Raw genomic sequence first — 16780 nt, forward strand, 5'->3', positions numbered from 1 at the left:
GCCATCACGGTCCTGCTCGCCGCCGTCGCCTGGTGGTACCTGCGGCACACCGCCGGGGGTCGTCATTTCCTCGGCATCGGGGGCGACGCCGTCGCCGCCCGGCTCGCCGGAATCAGGGTGCAGCGCCGGGTCCTGCTGACCTACGTGATCACCGGTGTCCTGATCGGGCTGGCCTCGATCTTCACCCTGGCGAAGGGCACCTCGAGCCTCGACCAATCCGTCGGCAACGGACAAGAACTCGCGGTCATCGCCGCAGTGGTGATCGGTGGTACGTCGATCATGGGCGGTCGCGGCTCCGTGCTCGGCACTCTCCTTGGCGCGCTTCTCGTCCAAACCGTGAAATCCGGCGTCACCCAACTCGGCTGGCCCTCACAACTATCCGACCTCTTCGTCGGAATCTTCATCGTCCTCGCTGTCGGAACCGATCTAGTGCGCCAACGCGCGAGGAGGTCGGCGTGAGCTTGGACACCGCCTCGCCCATCACCGAGAAACCTGCTGCCCGGCCGCTGGCAAACCGGATCCTGGAAGCCGTCATGACGCAGCGAATCGTGCTGCTCGGCGTGCTGATCGTCGGCGTCGTTCTCGTGTTGATGTACCTGAGCGCCAACGGATACCTCACCGGTGAGTACGACTTCGACTACATGTCAGCCACTCTCATCGACGCCGTCCCACTGGCCATGCTGGGATTCGCCGAACTCATCGTGATCGTGTCCGGCCGCGGCGGTATCGACCTCTCCGTCGGTGCGATGGTGTCCCTGGTCGGGATGATCTTCGGATTCGCCTACGGCCAGTGGGGATGGCCGCTGTGGGCGGCGATCCCGCTCGCCCTGCTCGTCGGCGGCGTCCTCGGGGGCGTCAACGGATTCCTCATCGCCCACATCGGCTTCCCTGCCCTCATCGCGACCCTGGCCACCTACTACGCCTACAAGTCCGTCGCACTGGTCATCAACGACCAGAAACCCATCAACAGCACGCAGATCCAAGACCTCTACTCGCTGACCGGGTCCGTCCGCATCCCGTTCATCGGCGACTACATCCCCGACGTCCCGCTCGGGGTGTTCACATTCCTGGTTCCCGTGCTTGTCATCCTCTGGCTCGTCCTCGGCCGCGGCACCTACGGACGCAGGCTCTACGCCGTCGGCACCAACGACACCGCCGCCCGATGGGCCGGCATCGGCGTCGCCGGTACCCGGATGCGGGCCTACATTCTGTCCGGAGTCCTCTCAGGTCTGGTCGCGGTGTACATCACCGCGGAATTCGCGTCCGCCCGGCCCGACGCCGGAACCTCAGGCAACGGCCTTGCGCTCCCGGCGATCACCATCGCCGTCCTCGGCGGCGTCGCCATCACCGGTGGCATCGGACGCTTGGCCGGCGTCCTGCTCGCCACCGTGCTGATCGTCTGGCTCAACGCCGGCATCATCCTGTACTTCGAAGGCAACGCAGGCACCCAGTTCCAACTGCTCGCCCTCGGCGTCGTCCTCATCCTCGCCGCACTGCTCAATGGATTGACCACCGGCAGGTTCCGCGGCACCGGTTGACCAATGGTCAACACCCCCAATGCAGTTCACGTCTGCTCAAGAATGGAGAGAAACTGATGCGTGTTCTCGATACCTTCTCCCTCACCGGCAAGCGCGCCCTCGTCACGGGCGGCAACCGCGGCCTCGGGTTGGCCTTCGTCCGGGGGCTGGCCGAGGCTGGCGCCGAAGTCGTCTTCGTCTCCCGGGACGCCGATCGCAACACCGCTGCCGTGGCTGCACTGGCTGAGGAGGGGCTGAACGTCCAGGCCTTCGAGGTCGACATCACCGCGCCCGACGGTCCCGCCATCGCCGTCGAAGGCGCCGTGGAACGGCTCGGCGGGCTCGACCTGCTGCTCAACAACGCCGGCCTGGCGATCCATCGGCCTGCATTGGAGATCAGCGACGAGGAGTGGGATCACGTCTTCGACGTGAACACACGGTCCCTGTGGCGGCTCAGCCGAGTTGCCGGCGCCTACATGAAGGACCATGGCGGCGGCAACATCCTCAACGTCGGCTCGATCAGCTCCATCATCGTCAACCGTCCGCAGTGGCAGCCTTCCTACAACGCGTCCAAGGCAGCGGTACACCAGCTCACGAAGTCCCTGGCAGCGGAATGGGCTCCGTACAACATTCGGGTCAATGCCATCGCCCCCGGCTACGTGAAGACCGAAATGGCCCCCGTTGACAACCCGGACTTCCGCCAGCACTGGATCGAAGACGTCCCAATGAAGCGATTCGCCCTACCCGAGGAAATCGCCCCCACCGTCGTTTACATGGCCTCCGACGCGTCCGCGTTCATGACCGGATCTGTCGTCGTCATCGACGGCGGCTACACCATTTACTGATCCTAGGAGGTCCGTTCGGCGCGCGTGGTCCACCGACGGAGGCTCAGAAGTAGCCGCTTCCAGGCAGTTTCGTGCCGCGCACGTGGTAGGCGCCGATTGCCTGCGCCTTATACGAGGTGGGGTTGTGCGATGCCAGCGTCCGGATGTTGCGCCAGTGCCGGTCCAGGAGGTGGGACTGCCGCACCACCGACGCTCCGCCGACGTCGAAGATCTGGGACGCCGCCTTCTGCCCAAGCGCATCGACGACGACCTTGGCCGACGCCGCCGCAAGCGACGCCCGGTGCGCGAGCTCGAGATCCGGGTCGGTGCCCTGAACCGCCGCGTCGAAGGCGATCGCGAGGGCGTCGGCCGCGGCCAGCACGGTGGCCTCGGCCGCGAACGCGGCGCTGGCGATCTCACCGATCTCGCGCTGCAGCAACGGATCGTCCGGTGCCGACGGCGACGGCGCCCACGCGAAGCTGCGCGCCCGCTGGTGCACGTGCGCGACGGCGTCGGCGCGCAGCGCGTGCAACACGCCGGCCTCGAGCGCGGTCACGTACAGCTGGAAGAACGCGCCCGACAGGTAGAGCGGCGGCGGCTCGCTGTCGGTGTCCGGCGGTGCGAATTGCAGCGTCTCGTCCGGCGTCACCGCGACGTTCTCGAAGGTCGCGGTGCCGGTGCCGGTGGCGCGTTGCCCCATGCCGTCCCAGTCGTCGAGCACGGTGACGCCGGCCCGATCGGTGGGCACCAGCGCGATCACCGTCGCACCGTCGGGGTCACTCGCGAGCACCTCGGCGTAGTCCGCGTACAGCGTGCCGGTGGTGAAGTACTTGGTGCCGTTCAACCGGAAGCCGTCGCCATCGCGCGTGAGTCGCGTCTTCCAGCTGAACGCCCCGGCCGGCGTCGAACCGAGCTCGGTCGACGCATTGCCGACGATCGCGCCGCGCAAAGCCAGATCGGTCACGCGTCGCCGTTGGTCGGCGTCGAGGCGCAGGCGCTCCTCGACGTGAGCGAAGTGGCCGCGCAGGATGTGCGCTACGTTCACGTCGACGGTCGCCAGCGCGATCACGACGGCGAACAGCTCGCGCAGGCTCGCCCCGCCGCCGCCGTCCTCGCGGGGAACCCGCAGCGCGCCGAGGCGCTCGCGGCGGACGAGATCGATTGCGGCGAACGGCCGCTCGCCGGTGCGCTCCCGCTCGAGGGCGCCTTCGCCGATGGCGGCGATGAGCCGGGCCAGCCGGTCGGAGCCGTAGGTCAGCGATTCGGTGTGGGATTCTGTCACTGTCATCGGGTTACCTCCTGGGTGACACGGCGGTAGCGCGCCGCGCGGTGGGTTTCGGGCAGGCGTGGGCCATGCCCAAACAGCTTGTGGCGCAGGGTGCCTTCGTCGTAGGACGTCTTGTATGCCCCACGTCGTTGCAGTTCGGGCACGACGTACTCGACGAAGTCGACGAACGAGCCGGGGGTGATCGCATTGGTGAGGTTGAAGCCGTCGACGTCGGTCTCCTCGACCCACTCCTGCAGGTCGTCGGCCACCTGCGACGGCGAGCCCACGGTGAAGCCACCCTCCGCGTCGATCGCGTGCGCGTCAACGAAGTCGCGCAACGTCCACTGGCCCTGGCCGAACATCGCCACCGACGACTTCAGGTACTCGTTGTCGGTGACCGCGACCGGGTCGTCGAGGTCGAAGCGGACAGGTCGGTGCCCAGCCAGCCCGACCACAACGCGAGCGCACCCTCGGGGTCGGTGTAGCGGCGGAGGTCGTCGTACCGTGCCCGGGCCGCGGCCTCGGTGGCGCCGGTGACCACGACGTGGCCGTTGACGATCTTGACGTCGTAGGGGTCCCGCCCTGCGGCCACCGCGCGGGCGCGGATGTCGGCCGCGGCCTCGCGTAGCACCTCCTTGGTGGGCGCGCCGATGAAGATGACCTCGGCGTTCTCCGCTCCGAACTGCTTGCCGCGGTTGGACGCACCGGCCTGGTAGAGCACAGGACTGCGCTGCGGTGACGGTTCGCACAAGTGGATGCCGGGGACGCGAAAGTGCTTGCCCTCGTGCCCGATCGGGTGCACCTTCGCCGGATCGGCGTAGTGCGCGCGGCCCACTTCGGTGCCGACGGCGTCGTCCTCCCAGGACCCCTCCCACAGCTTGTACAGGACCTCCGTGTACTCGTCGGCGATGTCGTAGCGGTCGGCGTGCGGCGTGATCGTGTCCAGACCGTGGTTGCGGGCCGCGCTCTCCAGATAGCCGGTGACGATGTTCCAGCCGACGCGCCCCTTCGTGAGGTGGTCGAGCGTGGACATCCGGCGCGCGAACGAATACGGGTGCTCGAACGACGTGGCCGCCGTGATGCCGAACCCGAGGTGCTTGGTCACGGCCGCCATCGCAGGCACCACCAGCAGCGGGTCGTTCACCGGCACCTGCGCACCAGACCGCAGGGCTGCCTCGGGCCCGCCGCCGTACACGTCGTAGATGCCGAGCACGTCGGCGATGAAGAGCCCGTCGAACAGCCCGCGCTCGAGCAGCTTGGCCAGGTCGGTCCAGTATTCGAGGTCCTTGTAGCGCGCGGCCTGCGACTCCGGGTGCCGCCACGTGCCTGCCACGATGTGCGACACGCAGTTCATGTCGAACGCGTTGAGATGGATCTGGCGGGTCACGGATTGGCCTCCGAGGACGGGTTCGGCGTCGGCGGCAGGCAGACGATGGCTCGGTCACCATGGCGCAACGGCGTTCGGAGGGATAGTCATGGAATCGACGCGATTCTTTGTCGCGGGCATTCGCCAACCTGCGACGCTAGGGTGAGTGCCGTGCGGAATTCAGAGACGTTGGCCCGTCGCGGGATTCGGGCCGGGCTGGCTCTCGCTGCGGTGATGTTGTCGGCGTTGCCCAGCGCTGGGATCAGCGCAGCGCAGGGTGATCCGAATGCCCTGTGGAACATCGTCAACGGCAGCTGCGTCCCGTACCAGCAGCAGAACGGTGATCCCGCCCCCTGCGCGCAGGTCGACCTGGGCGCAGGCGAGGAGAAGGGGTATGCGGTGCTCAAGGACCTGGTCGGGCCGCTGCAGTTCCTCCTCATCCCGACCGGTCGTATCACCGGCATCGAGAGTCAGGAGATCCTGGCGCCGGACGCCACCAATTACTTCGCGGCCGCCTGGCGCGCACGCTCCTTCGTGGAGGAGCGCGCCGGACGGGCGTTGCCGCGCGATTGGCTGAGCCTCGCGATCAACTCCGAGCAGGCACGATCGCAGACGCAGTTTCACATCCACGTCGACTGCGTGCGAGCCGACGTACACGAAGAGTTCATTCGGCACGCTTCGGAGATCGGTACCGAATGGACCTCGTTCCCGGTGCCGCTAGCCGGCCATCACTACAGCGCCGTCGCTGTGCGCGGCGAGGATCTGGATGCGGTCAACCCGGTAACGCTCCTGGCCGACGGCCTCCCTGGCGCACGCGCCGCGATGGGCGACCAGACGCTCGTCGTGGTGGGCACGGTGGGCCCAGACGGCGAGCCGGGGTTCGTCGTTCTCGCCGATCATGCGGATGCGGCCACCGGCGACAGGGGGAGCGGAGAGTCGTTGCAGGACCACACGTCCTGTGCCGCCCCGGTGACCGGCAAATAAGTCGGTTACGGCGAAAGTGTCTCGGCGCCAGGGGAGTTCGGTCGTGGACAGGACACCACGACGTAGCCGATGGGGATGCCGGTCTTGGTGGCGATGCACTTGCGCGCCGCCAACTCGACCGTGGCACGGCGGCTGGTGTGGGTGACGCCGCCGATCTCGGGGATCCGGATCAGCCACCCGTCCAGTTCGCGGCTGACTTCGATGTCGAAACACTGACCGATGGTCGGCCAACTGACGCGGCGAGTGGTGCGTTGGCTGCGAACGGTGCGAAGCAGCGGTGCACGCCTCGTGGAGGGCTGGGTGGGCATGAGAGCTTTCCTGAGTCGACGACGAACCGCGCGCAAGAATAGTGCGCATCGAGCCGGAAACCCAATCGGTCTAGGCCCTGTCAAACTTCGATGCGCTCGCCCATGATCACCGTCCGGTCCTCGGGCAGGCCGAAGTAGTGGCTGGCGTCGGCGCTGAACTTGGCGGTGGCGATGAACAGCCGTTTGCGCCAAGCCGACATTCCTGGAGCCTTGCCCCTGGCCAGTTCCAACTTCGACAGGAAGTAGGAGGCGTCGTCAACGGCGACTGGGCCTTCGGTCTGCGCCGGGTCGAGCAGGCGGAGCGCACCGGTGACGTTCGGCGTTTCCATGTAGCCGAAGTTCGCGGTGACGTGGATGATTCCGTCCTTCTCGTAGCCAAGCGCATCGACTTTCACCCGCTCGGAGTCTGAAACGCGCGGGATGGGCAGCGTTTCGATGGCCATGATGACGCACTGTTCGTGGCGTACGTGGTTGTGCTCGACATTGGCCCGCATCGCCAGCGGGGCGGTCTCCTTGCCGCGGTTGAGGAATACCGCCGTGCCGGGCACTCGCACCAAAGGCGGCTGGCAGTTGGCGATCTCGTCGACGAACTCGCGCAGCGATCCCTCGGCTTCCTCCCGTTCTCGGGTGACGATGATTCGTCCTTGCTCCCAGGTCCGCATCACCGTGAACGCCACCATCGCGATCAGGAGCGGCAGCCACGCCCCGTGGACGAGTTTGGTCAGGTTGGCCGCCAGGAATAGCAGGTCGATCAGCACCAGGGCGCCGCCGCCGATGAGCACCAGCCATAGCGGGGTCTGCCACCGCGTCCGCGCGATGTAGAGGAACAGCAGTGTGGTGATGGTGATCGTTCCGGTCACCGCCATGCCGAACGCGTACGCCAGGGCGGCGGAGCTTCGGAACGAGAACACCAGGACCAGCACGCCGACCATCAGAATGGCGTTGATCGACGGCACGTAGACCTGGCCGTAGGCCGACGCCGAGGTGTGCACCACGCGCAGCCTCGGCAGGTAGCCGAGTTGTGCTGCCTGCGACGCCACCGAGTAGGCCCCGGTGATCACGGCCTGGGACGCGATGACGGTGGCGGCGGTGGCCAGCAGCACCATCGGCAACCGCGCCCATTCCGGAGTGAGCAGAAAGAACGGCGCACTCACCGTGGTCTCGTCGCCGAGTATCAGCGCACCCTGGCCGAAGTAGCTGAGCACGCACGCAGGCAGGACGAGGAACAGCCACCCCAGGACGATGGGCCGCCGACTGAAGTGGCCCATGTCGGCGTACAGCGCCTCCGCGCCGGTGACCGCCAGCACGATCGCCGCCAGCGCGAAGAACGCGATGTGGAAGTGCCCGGTCATGAACTTCAGCGCATAGAACGGCGAGAGCGCCTTGAGGATCTCCGGATGACCGAGGATGCCGTTGACGCCGCAGGCGCCGATGGCGGTGAACCAGAGGATCATCACCGGCCCGAAGAAGCGGCCGACGATGGCGGTGCCCTGGCGCTGCACGGCGAACAGCGCCACGATGATCACCGCGGTGATCGGCACGATCCACTGTTCGAGGTCCGGTTGGACCACCTTGAGCCCCTCCACGGCCGACAACACCGAGATCGCGGGGGTGATCATGCTGTCGCCGAAGAACAGCGCGGCGCCGAAGAGGCCCAGCGCGGCAAGCATCAGGGCGGTGCGACGACGGCCGTCCGCCACGCTCCACCGGCGCAGCATGGTGATGAGCGCCATGATGCCGCCCTCACCGTCGTTGTCGGCGCGCATTACCAGGCTGATGTAGGTCAGGGTGACGATGATCATGACCGACCAGAAGATCACCGACACGACGCCGTACACGTTGTCGGTGCTGATCGGCACGGGGTGCGGGTCGGCAGGATTGAAGACCGTTTGGATCGTGTAGATCGGGCTCGTCCCGATGTCACCGAACACGACCCCGAGCGCGCCGACCACGAGGGCCAGTCGGATCGGGCTTGCAGCGGTCTCGGATGTCGGGTGCACGGCTAGCTCCTCGAGTCGTGACCGCATGGCGAGGCGGCGGATCAACTGTAGTTCGGCACGGTCGATCGCAGCACGCCAACGCCGGCTGTTGGTCGGCCCGCAAGGATCTGCCTCTCAGGCGTAAGAAAACCGTTAGGAGGGTCCTCGCGCCCCCGCGGATGCCCGTAGAACCGATGGCGTGACCGAGGAAAAGGACTGTCCGATCGCGCGCCTGGATCTGGGTCGCGATCCCGCGCCGCAGCGGCCCGTCGCGAGGTGGTGGGCCCGCGTCCTCGACGGGCAGCGGTCGTGGGGTTCGATCGACTTCGTCGCGAGCCGGCAGGGGTTTCGAAGCTACCGATTGGTCGTGTTTCCTCCGGGGATCACCGACGTCGAGCGGCGACTGCTGCGGTTGTGGCAGCGCTGGCCGATCTGGGGTGCGCTGGTCTGGCTGCTGGTCGTGATTCCGTTCGGCGGCACCCCGAGCGCGTCGATGGCCGCGGTGGCCGCGACCGTCCTGTACGTGGGCACCGGTGCAACGCTTTTCATGATGCTGGGCGACGTGCGGACGCGGGTGCGCGCGATGTCGGTGGTGCTCGTCGCCGGGTATTCGAAGTTGGGCGACGTCGCGACGTACACCGAACTGAAGGCGTTGGTGGCCATCCTGTGCGCCGCCGACGAACTGCGCGAGCAGGGCGGTATCTCCCCGGCTCAGCACGAGGCCGTCTGGTGGCGGGTGTACGACCGTCTCGGCCGAGACACCGCTGGAACGACCCGAAGTGGAAGGGCGCACTGATGGCTGACCTGTTTCAGGTGATTTCGGTGATGGGCGGGGTAGCCGCCGTCTTCGCCGCGTTGGGCTACGTCAACCGCCGTGGCGCCAGTCGAAGCTGTGACGAGTAGGGCGATCAGGGCAGGTGTGCGGTCAGCAGCCAGCCGGGCACCGACTTGCATCCGTTCGGCTCGTCGCGGACATCCCCGAACGGCAGCACCGAGAAGCCTTCTGGCAGACGGCCGTGAAGGCGGGCGGGCCTGATCTCGTCGACCGTCCAGTACTTCGACACGACGTCACGCAGCTCATCGTCGGTCACGGCGTTGGCCGGGCCGTCGGGCATGCTCGCCCGGTCGAAGACCAGCACGAAGTACGACGCCCCAGGAGCGGCGGCGCGCACGATCGACCGCAGGTATCCCTCTCGCGCCTCGACGGGAATGGAGTGGAACAGCGTGCTGTCGACGATCGTGCCGAAGCGACCGTCGTATCCGGTGAAGTCGCTGATGTCAGCGACGTCGAAGGTGGCGTTCGTCAGCCCGCGCTTGGCGGCCTCCGCCCTGGCGAGATCGATGGCGGTCGGCGACAAGTCGAGCCCGACGGTGGTGTGGCCGCGTTCGGCGAGGTCCAGTGAGATCGCCGCCTCACCGCATCCCACGTCGAGCACGTCGCCGTGGAACTTCCCTTGCTCGATCAGCGCGGCGAGCTCGGGCTGCGGTTCGCCGATGCTCCACGGCGGTTTGGGGCTGTCCCCGAGACCGGGGACCTCGCCCCGGTAGGCGGATTCGAACGTGAAATCCCTTGGTGCGGTCATGATTAACCTTTCTACCCTTTGGTGGCCGACGGTTCGACTGAGTTGCGGGACCAGCGAAGGCGCAGCACCGTTGCGGTCAGCAGCACGAAGGCCAGCACAGCGGTGGTGGTGCGCACGACATGGGCCAGTTGCCAACGGTCACGGACAGCCGACCAATCGGCCGGCGGGGCCACGACGGACCAGCTCAGCTGGGCGGTGTTGATCGGCACGCTGATCGACACACTGATCACAATGGTCACCAGCAGCAGGAGCACGGCGGTCAGCGCGAGCCAGCGACCGCCGTCGCGCCGGCGAATCAAGGCCAGGGCCAACGCCGCCGAGCCGAGCATGGCCGGCACCAGGAGCCCGGTGGCCAGGTCATCGAGGTGAGCGAGTTCGATGAGGCGGACCTGGGTGTACACCGTGGCCCCGTAGCTTCGCAGGCTGGCTTCGAAGACCAGGACGGTGGTGAGGAATCCAGCGAACAGGCCGCTGAAGAGTACGGCGACGAAGGCGGTCGGCGTCACGATCCGCGTCACGAGGCGGCGGCTTCCCGCCGGATCATCTGCCAAAGGCTTGGGGTGCCCTCGGTGGTCGAGATGATGACGGTCCGCCGCGCGCTCGCCGAGTCAGCCGCCAGCGACAGCAGGTAGTCGGCCAGGTCGATGCGCGCGGTGAACGCGCCGACGGGATCGACCTCCCCGCGAACGTAGTCGGTGCGTTCGGGCAGGTCGAACAGACCCGATGGGCGAACGACCGTCCAGTCCAGGCCGCTGTCACGGACGAGGCTCTCCATGCGCCGGACGTCGTCGTACACGGTCTTGCCGATCGTCCTGGTGAGAATCGGCTCCACCAACCGCAGCGTGAGCGAGGAGTGGCTGCGACGAGTGGGGTACGCAGCCGTCGAGCTGACCACGACCAGTCGCCGCGCCCGAGCGGCGTGCATGGCGGCCACGATGTTGGCGGTGCCCACCGAGTACGTGTCGACCGGCTCGCGGGTGAACGAGACGCCGAGCGTGGACACGACGGCGTCGACCCCCACGACGATCGGCAGGACGGCGGACGCGTCCCGTACGTCGGCCTCGACCACCGTCAAACCCGGCCCGGCGAGCGGGAACTCACGCGGGCGGCGGGTCACCGCCAGAACTTGGTGTCCTGCATCAAGGGCCAGTGCGGTCGCCAGGCGGCCGGTCTGCCCGTTGGCGCCAAATATTGCCAGCTTCACGGTAGCTCCTAATCGTCACTGATAGTGATCATCACACTACGTGACAATCATCCAGAGTGCTAGTGTGCGCCAATGGAAGATCGGCCGACCGGCATCGCCGCGCTCGACGAACGCATCCCGTTTCTGCTGTCCCAGCTGGGCTCTCACGTCGCCGCCGAGTTTCAGCGCCGGATGAGCGGCATGGGCGTGGAGCCGCGGACCTTCGCGGTGCTCATGGCGCTGGCGACCGAGAACGGCCAGTCCCAGCGTCAGCTGTCGGCCCGACTCGGCATCCACCGCAACGCGATGGTGACCGTCGTCGACGCCCTCGAGGCCGACGGACTGGTCAAACGCATGGCCCATCCCGAGGATCGCCGCGCCTTCGCGGTCACTCTCACCGATCGAGCCCGCAGACTCCTGCCCGACCTCGACGAGGCGACCGACGCGCTCGAGGACACGGTCACCGAGCCGCTGTCGGCCGGTGAACGAAACACCCTGCGCGAGCTTCTGCAGCGGATCGCCTACAGCGCGGGTCTGATCCCGGGTGTCCATCCCGGTCTCGGCACCGGCGAAGTGAACTGCTGAGCCGAGCGGTTGGTGCTGAGTTCAGTGTCATCCCCAGCTTGAGTCGTTAGGGTTCGCTCATGAACCATCCAGACATCTTCGATCGCCTACCCACCGACCTCGTCGGCATGGGCGTCTACGGTGAGCCGATACACGTCGATGGCGCCACGGTCATTCCCGTCGCCAGGGTCCGCGGCGGCGGCTCCGCCACGCCGATCGGGGTGTTCGTGATCCGCGGCGGTGACGTCTCCTGGACTGCCGCGGTCGACCAGAACCGCATAGCGCTGCTCGGTGTGATCACCGGGCTGGCGTCGGCGGTGATAGCCACACTGGCCGTACTGCGCCGTCCGCCCTGGCCGGACATCGTTCTGCGGGACGACATTCGAAGCGTCAACATTCGACGGCGACTGGCGCTGGCCGCGCACGGCAATCGCGGAAGTGGGGTCGGTGGTGCTGGGTCTGCCCGATGACGTGCGTGCGTGTCTGTTCGACCTCGACGGAGTGCTGACCGACACCGCCAGCGTGCACCGCAAGGCGTGGAAATCGATGTTCGACGACTATCTGCAGGCACACGCCGAACGTCACGGTGAGCAGTTTCGGCCGTTCGACATCGACGGCGACTATGCGACCTATGTCGACGGCAAGAAGCGTGAGGACGGGGTGCGGTCGTTCCTGACCAGCCGTGGCATCACGCTGCCAGAAGGCGACCAGGACGATGATCCAGGGGCGGAGACGGTGAACGGGCTCGGAAACCGCAAGAACGTGCTGTTTCAGCAGGTTCTGCACGGCGAGGGGGTCAAGGTCTTCGAGGGTTCCAGGAAGTACCTGGAAGCGGTGCACGGCGCCGGACTCGCGATCGCGGTGGTGTCCTCGAGCGCCAACACCCGCGAAGTGCTGGAGGTCACCGGCCTCGACCGGTTCGTCGCGCGGCGCGTCGACGCGGTGACCATGCGCGACGAGCACATCCCCGGCAAGCCTGCACCCGATTCGTATCTCCGCGGTGCAGAGCTGCTTGGCGTGGCACCCGGTGCGGCGGCCGTGTTCGAGGATGCGATCGCCGGAGTGCAGGCTGGGCACGCCGGCCATTTCGGCGTGGTGATCGGGGTGGACCGCGTCGATCACGCAGAAGCGTTGCGCCGCAACGGCGCCGACGTCGTGGTCAAAGACCTCGCCGAACTGCTTCCGACGTCATGATCGACGACGACGCCTACCCGGTCGAGCCGTGGCACGTGCGCGAAACCTCGTTGAACCTCGACCTGCTCGCTCAGTCCGAGTCGGTGTTCGCGCTGTCCAACGGGCACATCGGACTGCGGGGCAACCTGGACGAGGGCGAGCCGCACGGACTTCCGGGCACCTATCTCAACTCGTTCTATGAAACCCGGCCGCTGCCCTACGCCGAGGCCGGCTACGGCTATCCGGAGGACGGGCAGACGCTGATCGACGTTACCAACGGCAAGGTCATGCGCCTGCTGGTCGACGACGAACCGTTCGACGTGCGTTACGGCGAACTCGTCGAGCACGAGCGGGTGCTCGACCTGCGCGCGGGCACGCTCGTGCGGGAGGCCCGATGGCGCTCACCGGCGGGCAAACAGATTCGGGTGCGCTCCACCAGGCTGGTGTCACTGACGCATCGCAGCGTCGTGGCCATCGACTACGTGGTTGAGGCAGTCGACGAATTCACCCGTATGACCGTGCAATCCGAGCTGGTCGCCAACGAGGACCAGCCGGAACCGGCGGCCGATCCCCGGGTCGCGGCGGCGCTGTGCAAGCCGTTGGAATCGGTGGCCTTCGAGTCCGCCGATCGCAGCGCCATGCTGATTCATCGCACCAGGGCCAGCGGGCTCATGATGGCCGCGGCGATGGACCACATCGTGGAGGTGCCCGGCCGCGTCGAAGTGGCCACCGACGCCGGGGAGGACTGGGCCCGCACGACGGTCATCTGCGGTTTGCGCCCCGGTCAGCAATTGCGGATCGTGAAGTACCTCGCCTATGGCTGGTCGAGTCTGAGGTCGCGGCCGGCGCTGCGCGATCAGGTGGCCGGGGGCATCGACGGTGCCCGTTACACGGGTTGGCAGGGTCTCGTGGAGAGCCAGCGCGCCTACCTTGACGAGTTCTGGGACAGCGCCGACGTCGAGGTGGAAGGCGACCCCGACTGCCAGCAGGCAGTGCGGTTCGGCCTCTTTCACGTGTTGCAGGCCAGCGCCCGCGCCGAGCGCCGCGCCATCCCCGGCAAGGGGCTGACCGGCACGGGTTATGACGGGCACGCGTTCTGGGACACCGAGGGATTCGTGTTGCCGCTGCTGACCTACACCGCCCCTGAGGCGGCGGCGGACGCACTGCGGTGGCGGGCGTCGACGCTGGACCTCGCGCGTGAGCGAGCCGCCGAACTCGATCTGGCCGGTGCTGCGTTCCCGTGGCGCACCATCGCGGGCCACGAATGCTCGGCGTACTGGCCGGCGGGCACCGCGGCCTGGCACATCAACGCCGACATCGCGACGGCGCTCGAGCGCTACCGGGTGGTGACCGGCGACCACACGCTGGAAGCCGAATGCGGACTGGCCGTGTTGGTGGAGACCGCGAGGCTGTGGCATTCCCTTGGCCACCACGATCGGCACGGCCGGTGGCACCTGGACGGCGTGACCGGTCCCGACGAGTACACCGCGGTGGTCCGCGACAACGTGTTCACGAACTTGATGGCCGCGCACAATCTGCGCATCGCGGCACAGGCGTGCGAGCGCCATCCCGTAGCGGCCCAGGACATGGGTGTCACCACCGAGGAGACCGCCGCATGGCGGGATGCCGCTGCCGCCGTGCACATTCCATACGACCCCGAACTGGGGGTGCACGAGCAGTGCGAGGGGTTCACCACACTGCGCGAGTGGAACTTCACCGAGGACACCGAGTACCCGCTGTTGTTGCACGAAGCCTATGTGCGGCTGTACCCGTCGCAGGTGACCAAGCAAGCCGACCTGGTCTTGGCGATGCACTGGCAGGGCCACGCCTTCACCCCGGAGCAGAAGGCGCGCAACGTCGACTACTACGAGCGGCGCACGACGCGGGATTCGTCGCTGTCGGCGTGTACGCAGGCCGTGCTGTGCGCCGAAGTCGGACACTTGGAGCTCGCACACGACTACACCTATGAAGCCGCCGTGATCGATCTTCGCGACCTGCACCACAACACCCGCGACGGCCTGCACATGGCATCACTGGCCGGATCGTGGACGGCGCTGGTCGCCGGGTTCGGCGGCCTGCGCGACGACGAAGGCGTGCTGGCCTTGGATCCGCAACTGCCGGAGGGTATTTCGCGGCTGCGCTTTCGGTTGCGCTGGCGCGGATTTCGGCTCATCGTCGACGTCGACCATGCTCGGGTGCGCTACATCCTGCGCGACGGGCCGGACGGTACGTTGGCCATCCGCCACGGCGGGCAGCACCTCACCCTCGGCACGCAGAGCCCGACGACGGTCGCGCTACGCCCGCGGGAGGCGCTGCTGCCGCCGCCGCCGCAGCCGCCGGGGCTGCAACCGATATCACGCCGCTGAGCGAACCTCAGGTCCCGCAGAAGGTTTGGTAGTCGCCGAAGTCCCGAGGCGCGGCTTCGGCGTAGCGCTCGAGGCCGGGACGCTCGTCGTAGGGTGCGGCCACCGCCATCAGCAGGTTCTCGAGCGGAGCCAGGTCGCCGTCCGTCCCCGCGGCGAGGGCTTCTTCGACCAGGTGGTTGCGCGGAATGTAGATGGCGTTCACCCGGTCCATCGCGTCGGCGTCGGGACCCAGCGCCCGCCAGCGCGCCAGCCAGTCGTCGAACGCGGCGAGGTCGACGAACAGGCCCCGCGCGGGCTCGGCGTCGCCGCGGGCCGCCCGGCCGAGGTGACGGAAGAACGAGGTGTAGTCGACCCGGCTCTGCTCGAGCAGCGCCAGAAGGTCGTCGACCAACTGCGCCGTGACCGCCTCGTCGACTCCGTCGGGCAGGCCGACCTTCGCCCGCATGCCGGCAGCCCAGGCGGCCGCGTAACGGTGGCGGAAACCGCCGAGGGACTCCGTCGCGAGCGCTATCGCCTCATCAGCGTCGTCGGCGAAGAGCGGAAGGAGGGTCTCGGCGAAACGGGCCAGGTTCCACTCGGCCACCGCGGGCTGGTTGCCGTAGGCGTAACGCCCGGCGTAGTCGATCGAGCTGAAGACGGTGACCGGGTCGTAGGCCTCCATGAAGGCACACGGCCCGTAGTCGATGGTCTCGCCGGAGATCGTCATGTTGTCGGTGTTCATGACTCCGTGCACGAACCCGACGAGCATCCACCTGGCCACCAGCGACGCCTGGGCGGCGACGACCGCCTCGAACAGCGCGAGGTAACGGTGCTCGGCGTCGCCTGCGTCGGGGTAGTGCCTGGCGATCGCGTAGTCGGCGAGGCGCCGCAACAGATCTGGGTCCGCGCTGTTGGCGGCGTACTGGAAGCTACCGACGCGCAGATGGCTCGCCGCGACCCGGGCGAGCACGGCCCCCGGCAGCGCCGTCTCCCGGTGCACCGCGCGTCCCGTCGCCACCACGGCCAGGGCTCGGGTGGTGGGGATGGCCAGGGCGTGCATCGCCTCGCTGATGACGTACTCGCGCAGCATCGGACCGACGGCAGCCAACCCGTCGCCACCGCGCGCGAACGTCGTCCGCCCAGAGCCCTTGAGGTGAAGGTCGCGACCGCGCCCGTCGGCGTCGACGAGCTCGCCGAGCAGTAGCGCGCGCCCGTCGCCCAGGCGCGGGACGAAGCCGCCGAACTGGTGCCCCGCGTATGCCTGTGCGACGGGGGCGGCACCGTCGGGAACCCGGGCACCGACCAATAGGCCGACCCCGTCAGCGCTCCGCAGCCACGCCGCGTCGAGGCCGAGTTCTGCCGCCAGTGCCTCGTTGAGCACCAGAAGTCGCGGGTCGGGTGCGGCCTCGGCCTGCCACCGGACGGCCATCTCCGGCAGCTCGCGGGCGAACTGGTCCCGCAGGACGATGGTGGTGGCCGGTGTGACGCTCACCTGTCCAGACTACGGAGCGCGACCGGCCACCCGCGCCGGAGCTCAGGCGGCGTGCACGTCCTGCCGTCCGGTGGCACGGACCCGCGGCGCGCTTGTAACGTCGTTGGGGATCGACAGCCGGATCACCTTGAACCATGCCGAGGCGACCTGCTTCACCAGTGGCCCGGTGGTGTAGGTGAGCCCGTAGCGGTCGAA

16 protein-coding genes and 1 pseudogene are annotated in these 16780 nt (G+C 67.8%); 9 read left to right on the forward strand and 8 right to left on the reverse strand.

The window, feature by feature from the left end; all coding sequences use genetic code 11:
• The 3 genes from QOC69_RS07280 to QOC69_RS07290 form a co-directional block, all read left to right on the forward strand.
• A partial coding sequence (locus QOC69_RS07280) for an ABC transporter permease (protein ID WP_526437841.1) occupies positions 1 to 459 on the forward strand: 459 nt, incomplete at its 5' end.
• Positions 456 to 1538 (forward strand): ABC transporter permease, encoded by a 1083-nt coding sequence (locus QOC69_RS07285; protein WP_526437843.1) that lies wholly within the window; start codon positions 456 to 458, stop codon positions 1536 to 1538. The genes QOC69_RS07280 and QOC69_RS07285, both read left to right, overlap by 4 nt.
• A gap of 56 nt (positions 1539 to 1594) precedes the next feature.
• Positions 1595 to 2362, forward strand: coding sequence for an SDR family NAD(P)-dependent oxidoreductase (locus QOC69_RS07290; protein ID WP_526437845.1), 768 nt, complete (start codon positions 1595 to 1597; stop codon positions 2360 to 2362).
• A 43-nt stretch (positions 2363 to 2405) separates the two neighbouring features.
• Here the strand turns inward: QOC69_RS07290 and QOC69_RS07295 are convergent, their stop codons facing one another.
• Positions 2406 to 3629 carry an acyl-CoA dehydrogenase family protein gene (locus tag QOC69_RS07295; protein ID WP_526437847.1) on the reverse strand — a complete coding sequence of 408 codons (1224 nt, stop codon included), beginning with the start codon at positions 3627 to 3629 and terminating at the stop codon, positions 2406 to 2408.
• Positions 3626 to 4995, reverse strand: a pseudogene (locus QOC69_RS07300) (LLM class flavin-dependent oxidoreductase). Before QOC69_RS07300 ends, QOC69_RS07295 begins: the two are co-directional and overlap by 4 nt.
• Before the next feature lie 150 nt (positions 4996 to 5145).
• On the opposite strand from QOC69_RS07300, the gene QOC69_RS07305 reads away from it, so the two are divergent.
• Positions 5146 to 5958 carry a CDP-diacylglycerol diphosphatase gene (locus tag QOC69_RS07305; RefSeq protein ID WP_526437849.1) on the forward strand — a complete coding sequence of 271 codons (813 nt, stop codon included), beginning with the start codon at positions 5146 to 5148 and terminating at the stop codon, positions 5956 to 5958.
• Positions 5959 to 5963: 5 nt separating this feature from the next.
• Here the strand turns inward: QOC69_RS07305 and QOC69_RS07310 are convergent, their stop codons facing one another.
• Entirely contained in the window at positions 5964 to 6179 is a 216-nt protein-coding gene (locus QOC69_RS07310) for a long chain fatty acid-CoA synthetase Faa4p (protein ID WP_526437870.1), read from the reverse strand.
• Between the two features lie 167 nt (positions 6180 to 6346).
• Entirely contained in the window at positions 6347 to 8266 is a 1920-nt protein-coding gene (locus tag QOC69_RS07315; RefSeq protein WP_526437851.1) for a potassium transporter Kup, read from the reverse strand.
• Between the two features lie 178 nt (positions 8267 to 8444).
• Between QOC69_RS07315 and QOC69_RS07320 the strand changes: the two genes are divergently transcribed.
• On the forward strand, positions 8445 to 9041 hold the full coding sequence (locus QOC69_RS07320) for a DUF6611 family protein (protein WP_526437853.1): 597 nt from the start codon (positions 8445 to 8447) through the stop codon (positions 9039 to 9041).
• A 112-nt stretch (positions 9042 to 9153) separates the two neighbouring features.
• Here QOC69_RS07320 and QOC69_RS07325 read toward each other — a convergent pair whose 3' ends face one another.
• From QOC69_RS07325 to QOC69_RS07335, 3 genes are read right to left on the reverse strand one after another with little or no spacing between them, the layout of a single operon-like run.
• Positions 9154 to 9828, reverse strand: coding sequence for a class I SAM-dependent methyltransferase (locus QOC69_RS07325; protein WP_526437856.1), 675 nt, complete (start codon positions 9826 to 9828; stop codon positions 9154 to 9156).
• Positions 9829 to 9839: 11 nt separating this feature from the next.
• Positions 9840 to 10346, reverse strand: coding sequence for an anthrone oxygenase family protein (locus tag QOC69_RS07330; protein ID WP_526437858.1), 507 nt, complete (start codon positions 10344 to 10346; stop codon positions 9840 to 9842).
• A complete protein-coding gene (locus QOC69_RS07335) occupies positions 10343 to 11032 on the reverse strand; it encodes an NAD(P)-dependent oxidoreductase (protein ID WP_526437860.1) in 690 nt (229 codons plus the stop codon). Before QOC69_RS07335 ends, QOC69_RS07330 begins: the two co-directional genes overlap by 4 nt.
• 72 nt (positions 11033 to 11104) lie before the next feature.
• Here QOC69_RS07335 and QOC69_RS07340 point away from each other — a divergent pair, with 72 nt between their 5' ends.
• Genes QOC69_RS07340 through QOC69_RS07355 form a run of 4 tightly spaced genes read left to right on the forward strand, consistent with a single transcriptional unit; the run spans position 11105 to position 15114 of the window.
• Positions 11105 to 11596, forward strand: coding sequence for a MarR family winged helix-turn-helix transcriptional regulator (locus QOC69_RS07340; RefSeq protein WP_526437862.1), 492 nt, complete (start codon positions 11105 to 11107; stop codon positions 11594 to 11596).
• 59 nt (positions 11597 to 11655) lie between these two features.
• A complete protein-coding gene (locus QOC69_RS07345) occupies positions 11656 to 12045 on the forward strand; it encodes a hypothetical protein (RefSeq protein ID WP_526437864.1) in 390 nt (129 codons plus the stop codon).
• Positions 12026 to 12769: a beta-phosphoglucomutase family hydrolase gene (locus QOC69_RS07350; RefSeq protein ID WP_526437872.1), complete on the forward strand. Its 744-nt coding sequence runs from the start codon at positions 12026 to 12028 to the stop codon at positions 12767 to 12769. The genes QOC69_RS07345 and QOC69_RS07350 overlap by 20 nt, the downstream gene beginning before the upstream one ends.
• The gene (locus tag QOC69_RS07355) at positions 12766 to 15114 is read left to right on the forward strand and encodes a glycosyl hydrolase family 65 domain-containing protein (protein ID WP_526437866.1); all 2349 of its coding nucleotides are present in this window, start codon (positions 12766 to 12768) and stop codon (positions 15112 to 15114) included. The genes QOC69_RS07350 and QOC69_RS07355 overlap by 4 nt, the downstream gene beginning before the upstream one ends.
• 7 nt (positions 15115 to 15121) lie before the next feature.
• Here the strand turns inward: QOC69_RS07355 and QOC69_RS07360 are convergent, their stop codons facing one another.
• Positions 15122 to 16585 (reverse strand): protein adenylyltransferase SelO, encoded by a 1464-nt coding sequence (locus QOC69_RS07360; RefSeq protein ID WP_526437868.1) that lies wholly within the window; start codon positions 16583 to 16585, stop codon positions 15122 to 15124.
• Positions 16586 to 16780: the final 195 nt, after the last annotated feature.

Origin of the sequence: Mycobacterium sp. (assembly GCF_032162105.1) — a bacterium.
Classification (GTDB): Bacteria; Actinomycetota; Actinomycetes; order Mycobacteriales; family Mycobacteriaceae; genus Mycobacterium.

Bases quoted from the DNA above. Each gene is read 5' to 3' on its own strand.
- QOC69_RS07290 (WP_526437845.1), top strand. From the start codon at position 1,595: ATGCGTGTTCTCGATACCTTCTCCCTCACCGGCAAGCGCGCCCTCGTC.
- QOC69_RS07295 (WP_526437847.1), bottom strand. From the start codon at position 3,629: ATGACAGTGACAGAATCCCACACCGAATCGCTGACCTACGGCTCCGAC.
- QOC69_RS07325 (WP_526437856.1), bottom strand. From the start codon at position 9,828: ATGACCGCACCAAGGGATTTCACGTTCGAATCCGCCTACCGGGGCGAG.
- QOC69_RS07340 (WP_526437862.1), top strand. From the start codon at position 11,105: ATGGAAGATCGGCCGACCGGCATCGCCGCGCTCGACGAACGCATCCCG.
- QOC69_RS07345 (WP_526437864.1), top strand. From the start codon at position 11,656: ATGAACCATCCAGACATCTTCGATCGCCTACCCACCGACCTCGTCGGC.
- QOC69_RS07355 (WP_526437866.1), top strand. From the start codon at position 12,766: ATGATCGACGACGACGCCTACCCGGTCGAGCCGTGGCACGTGCGCGAA.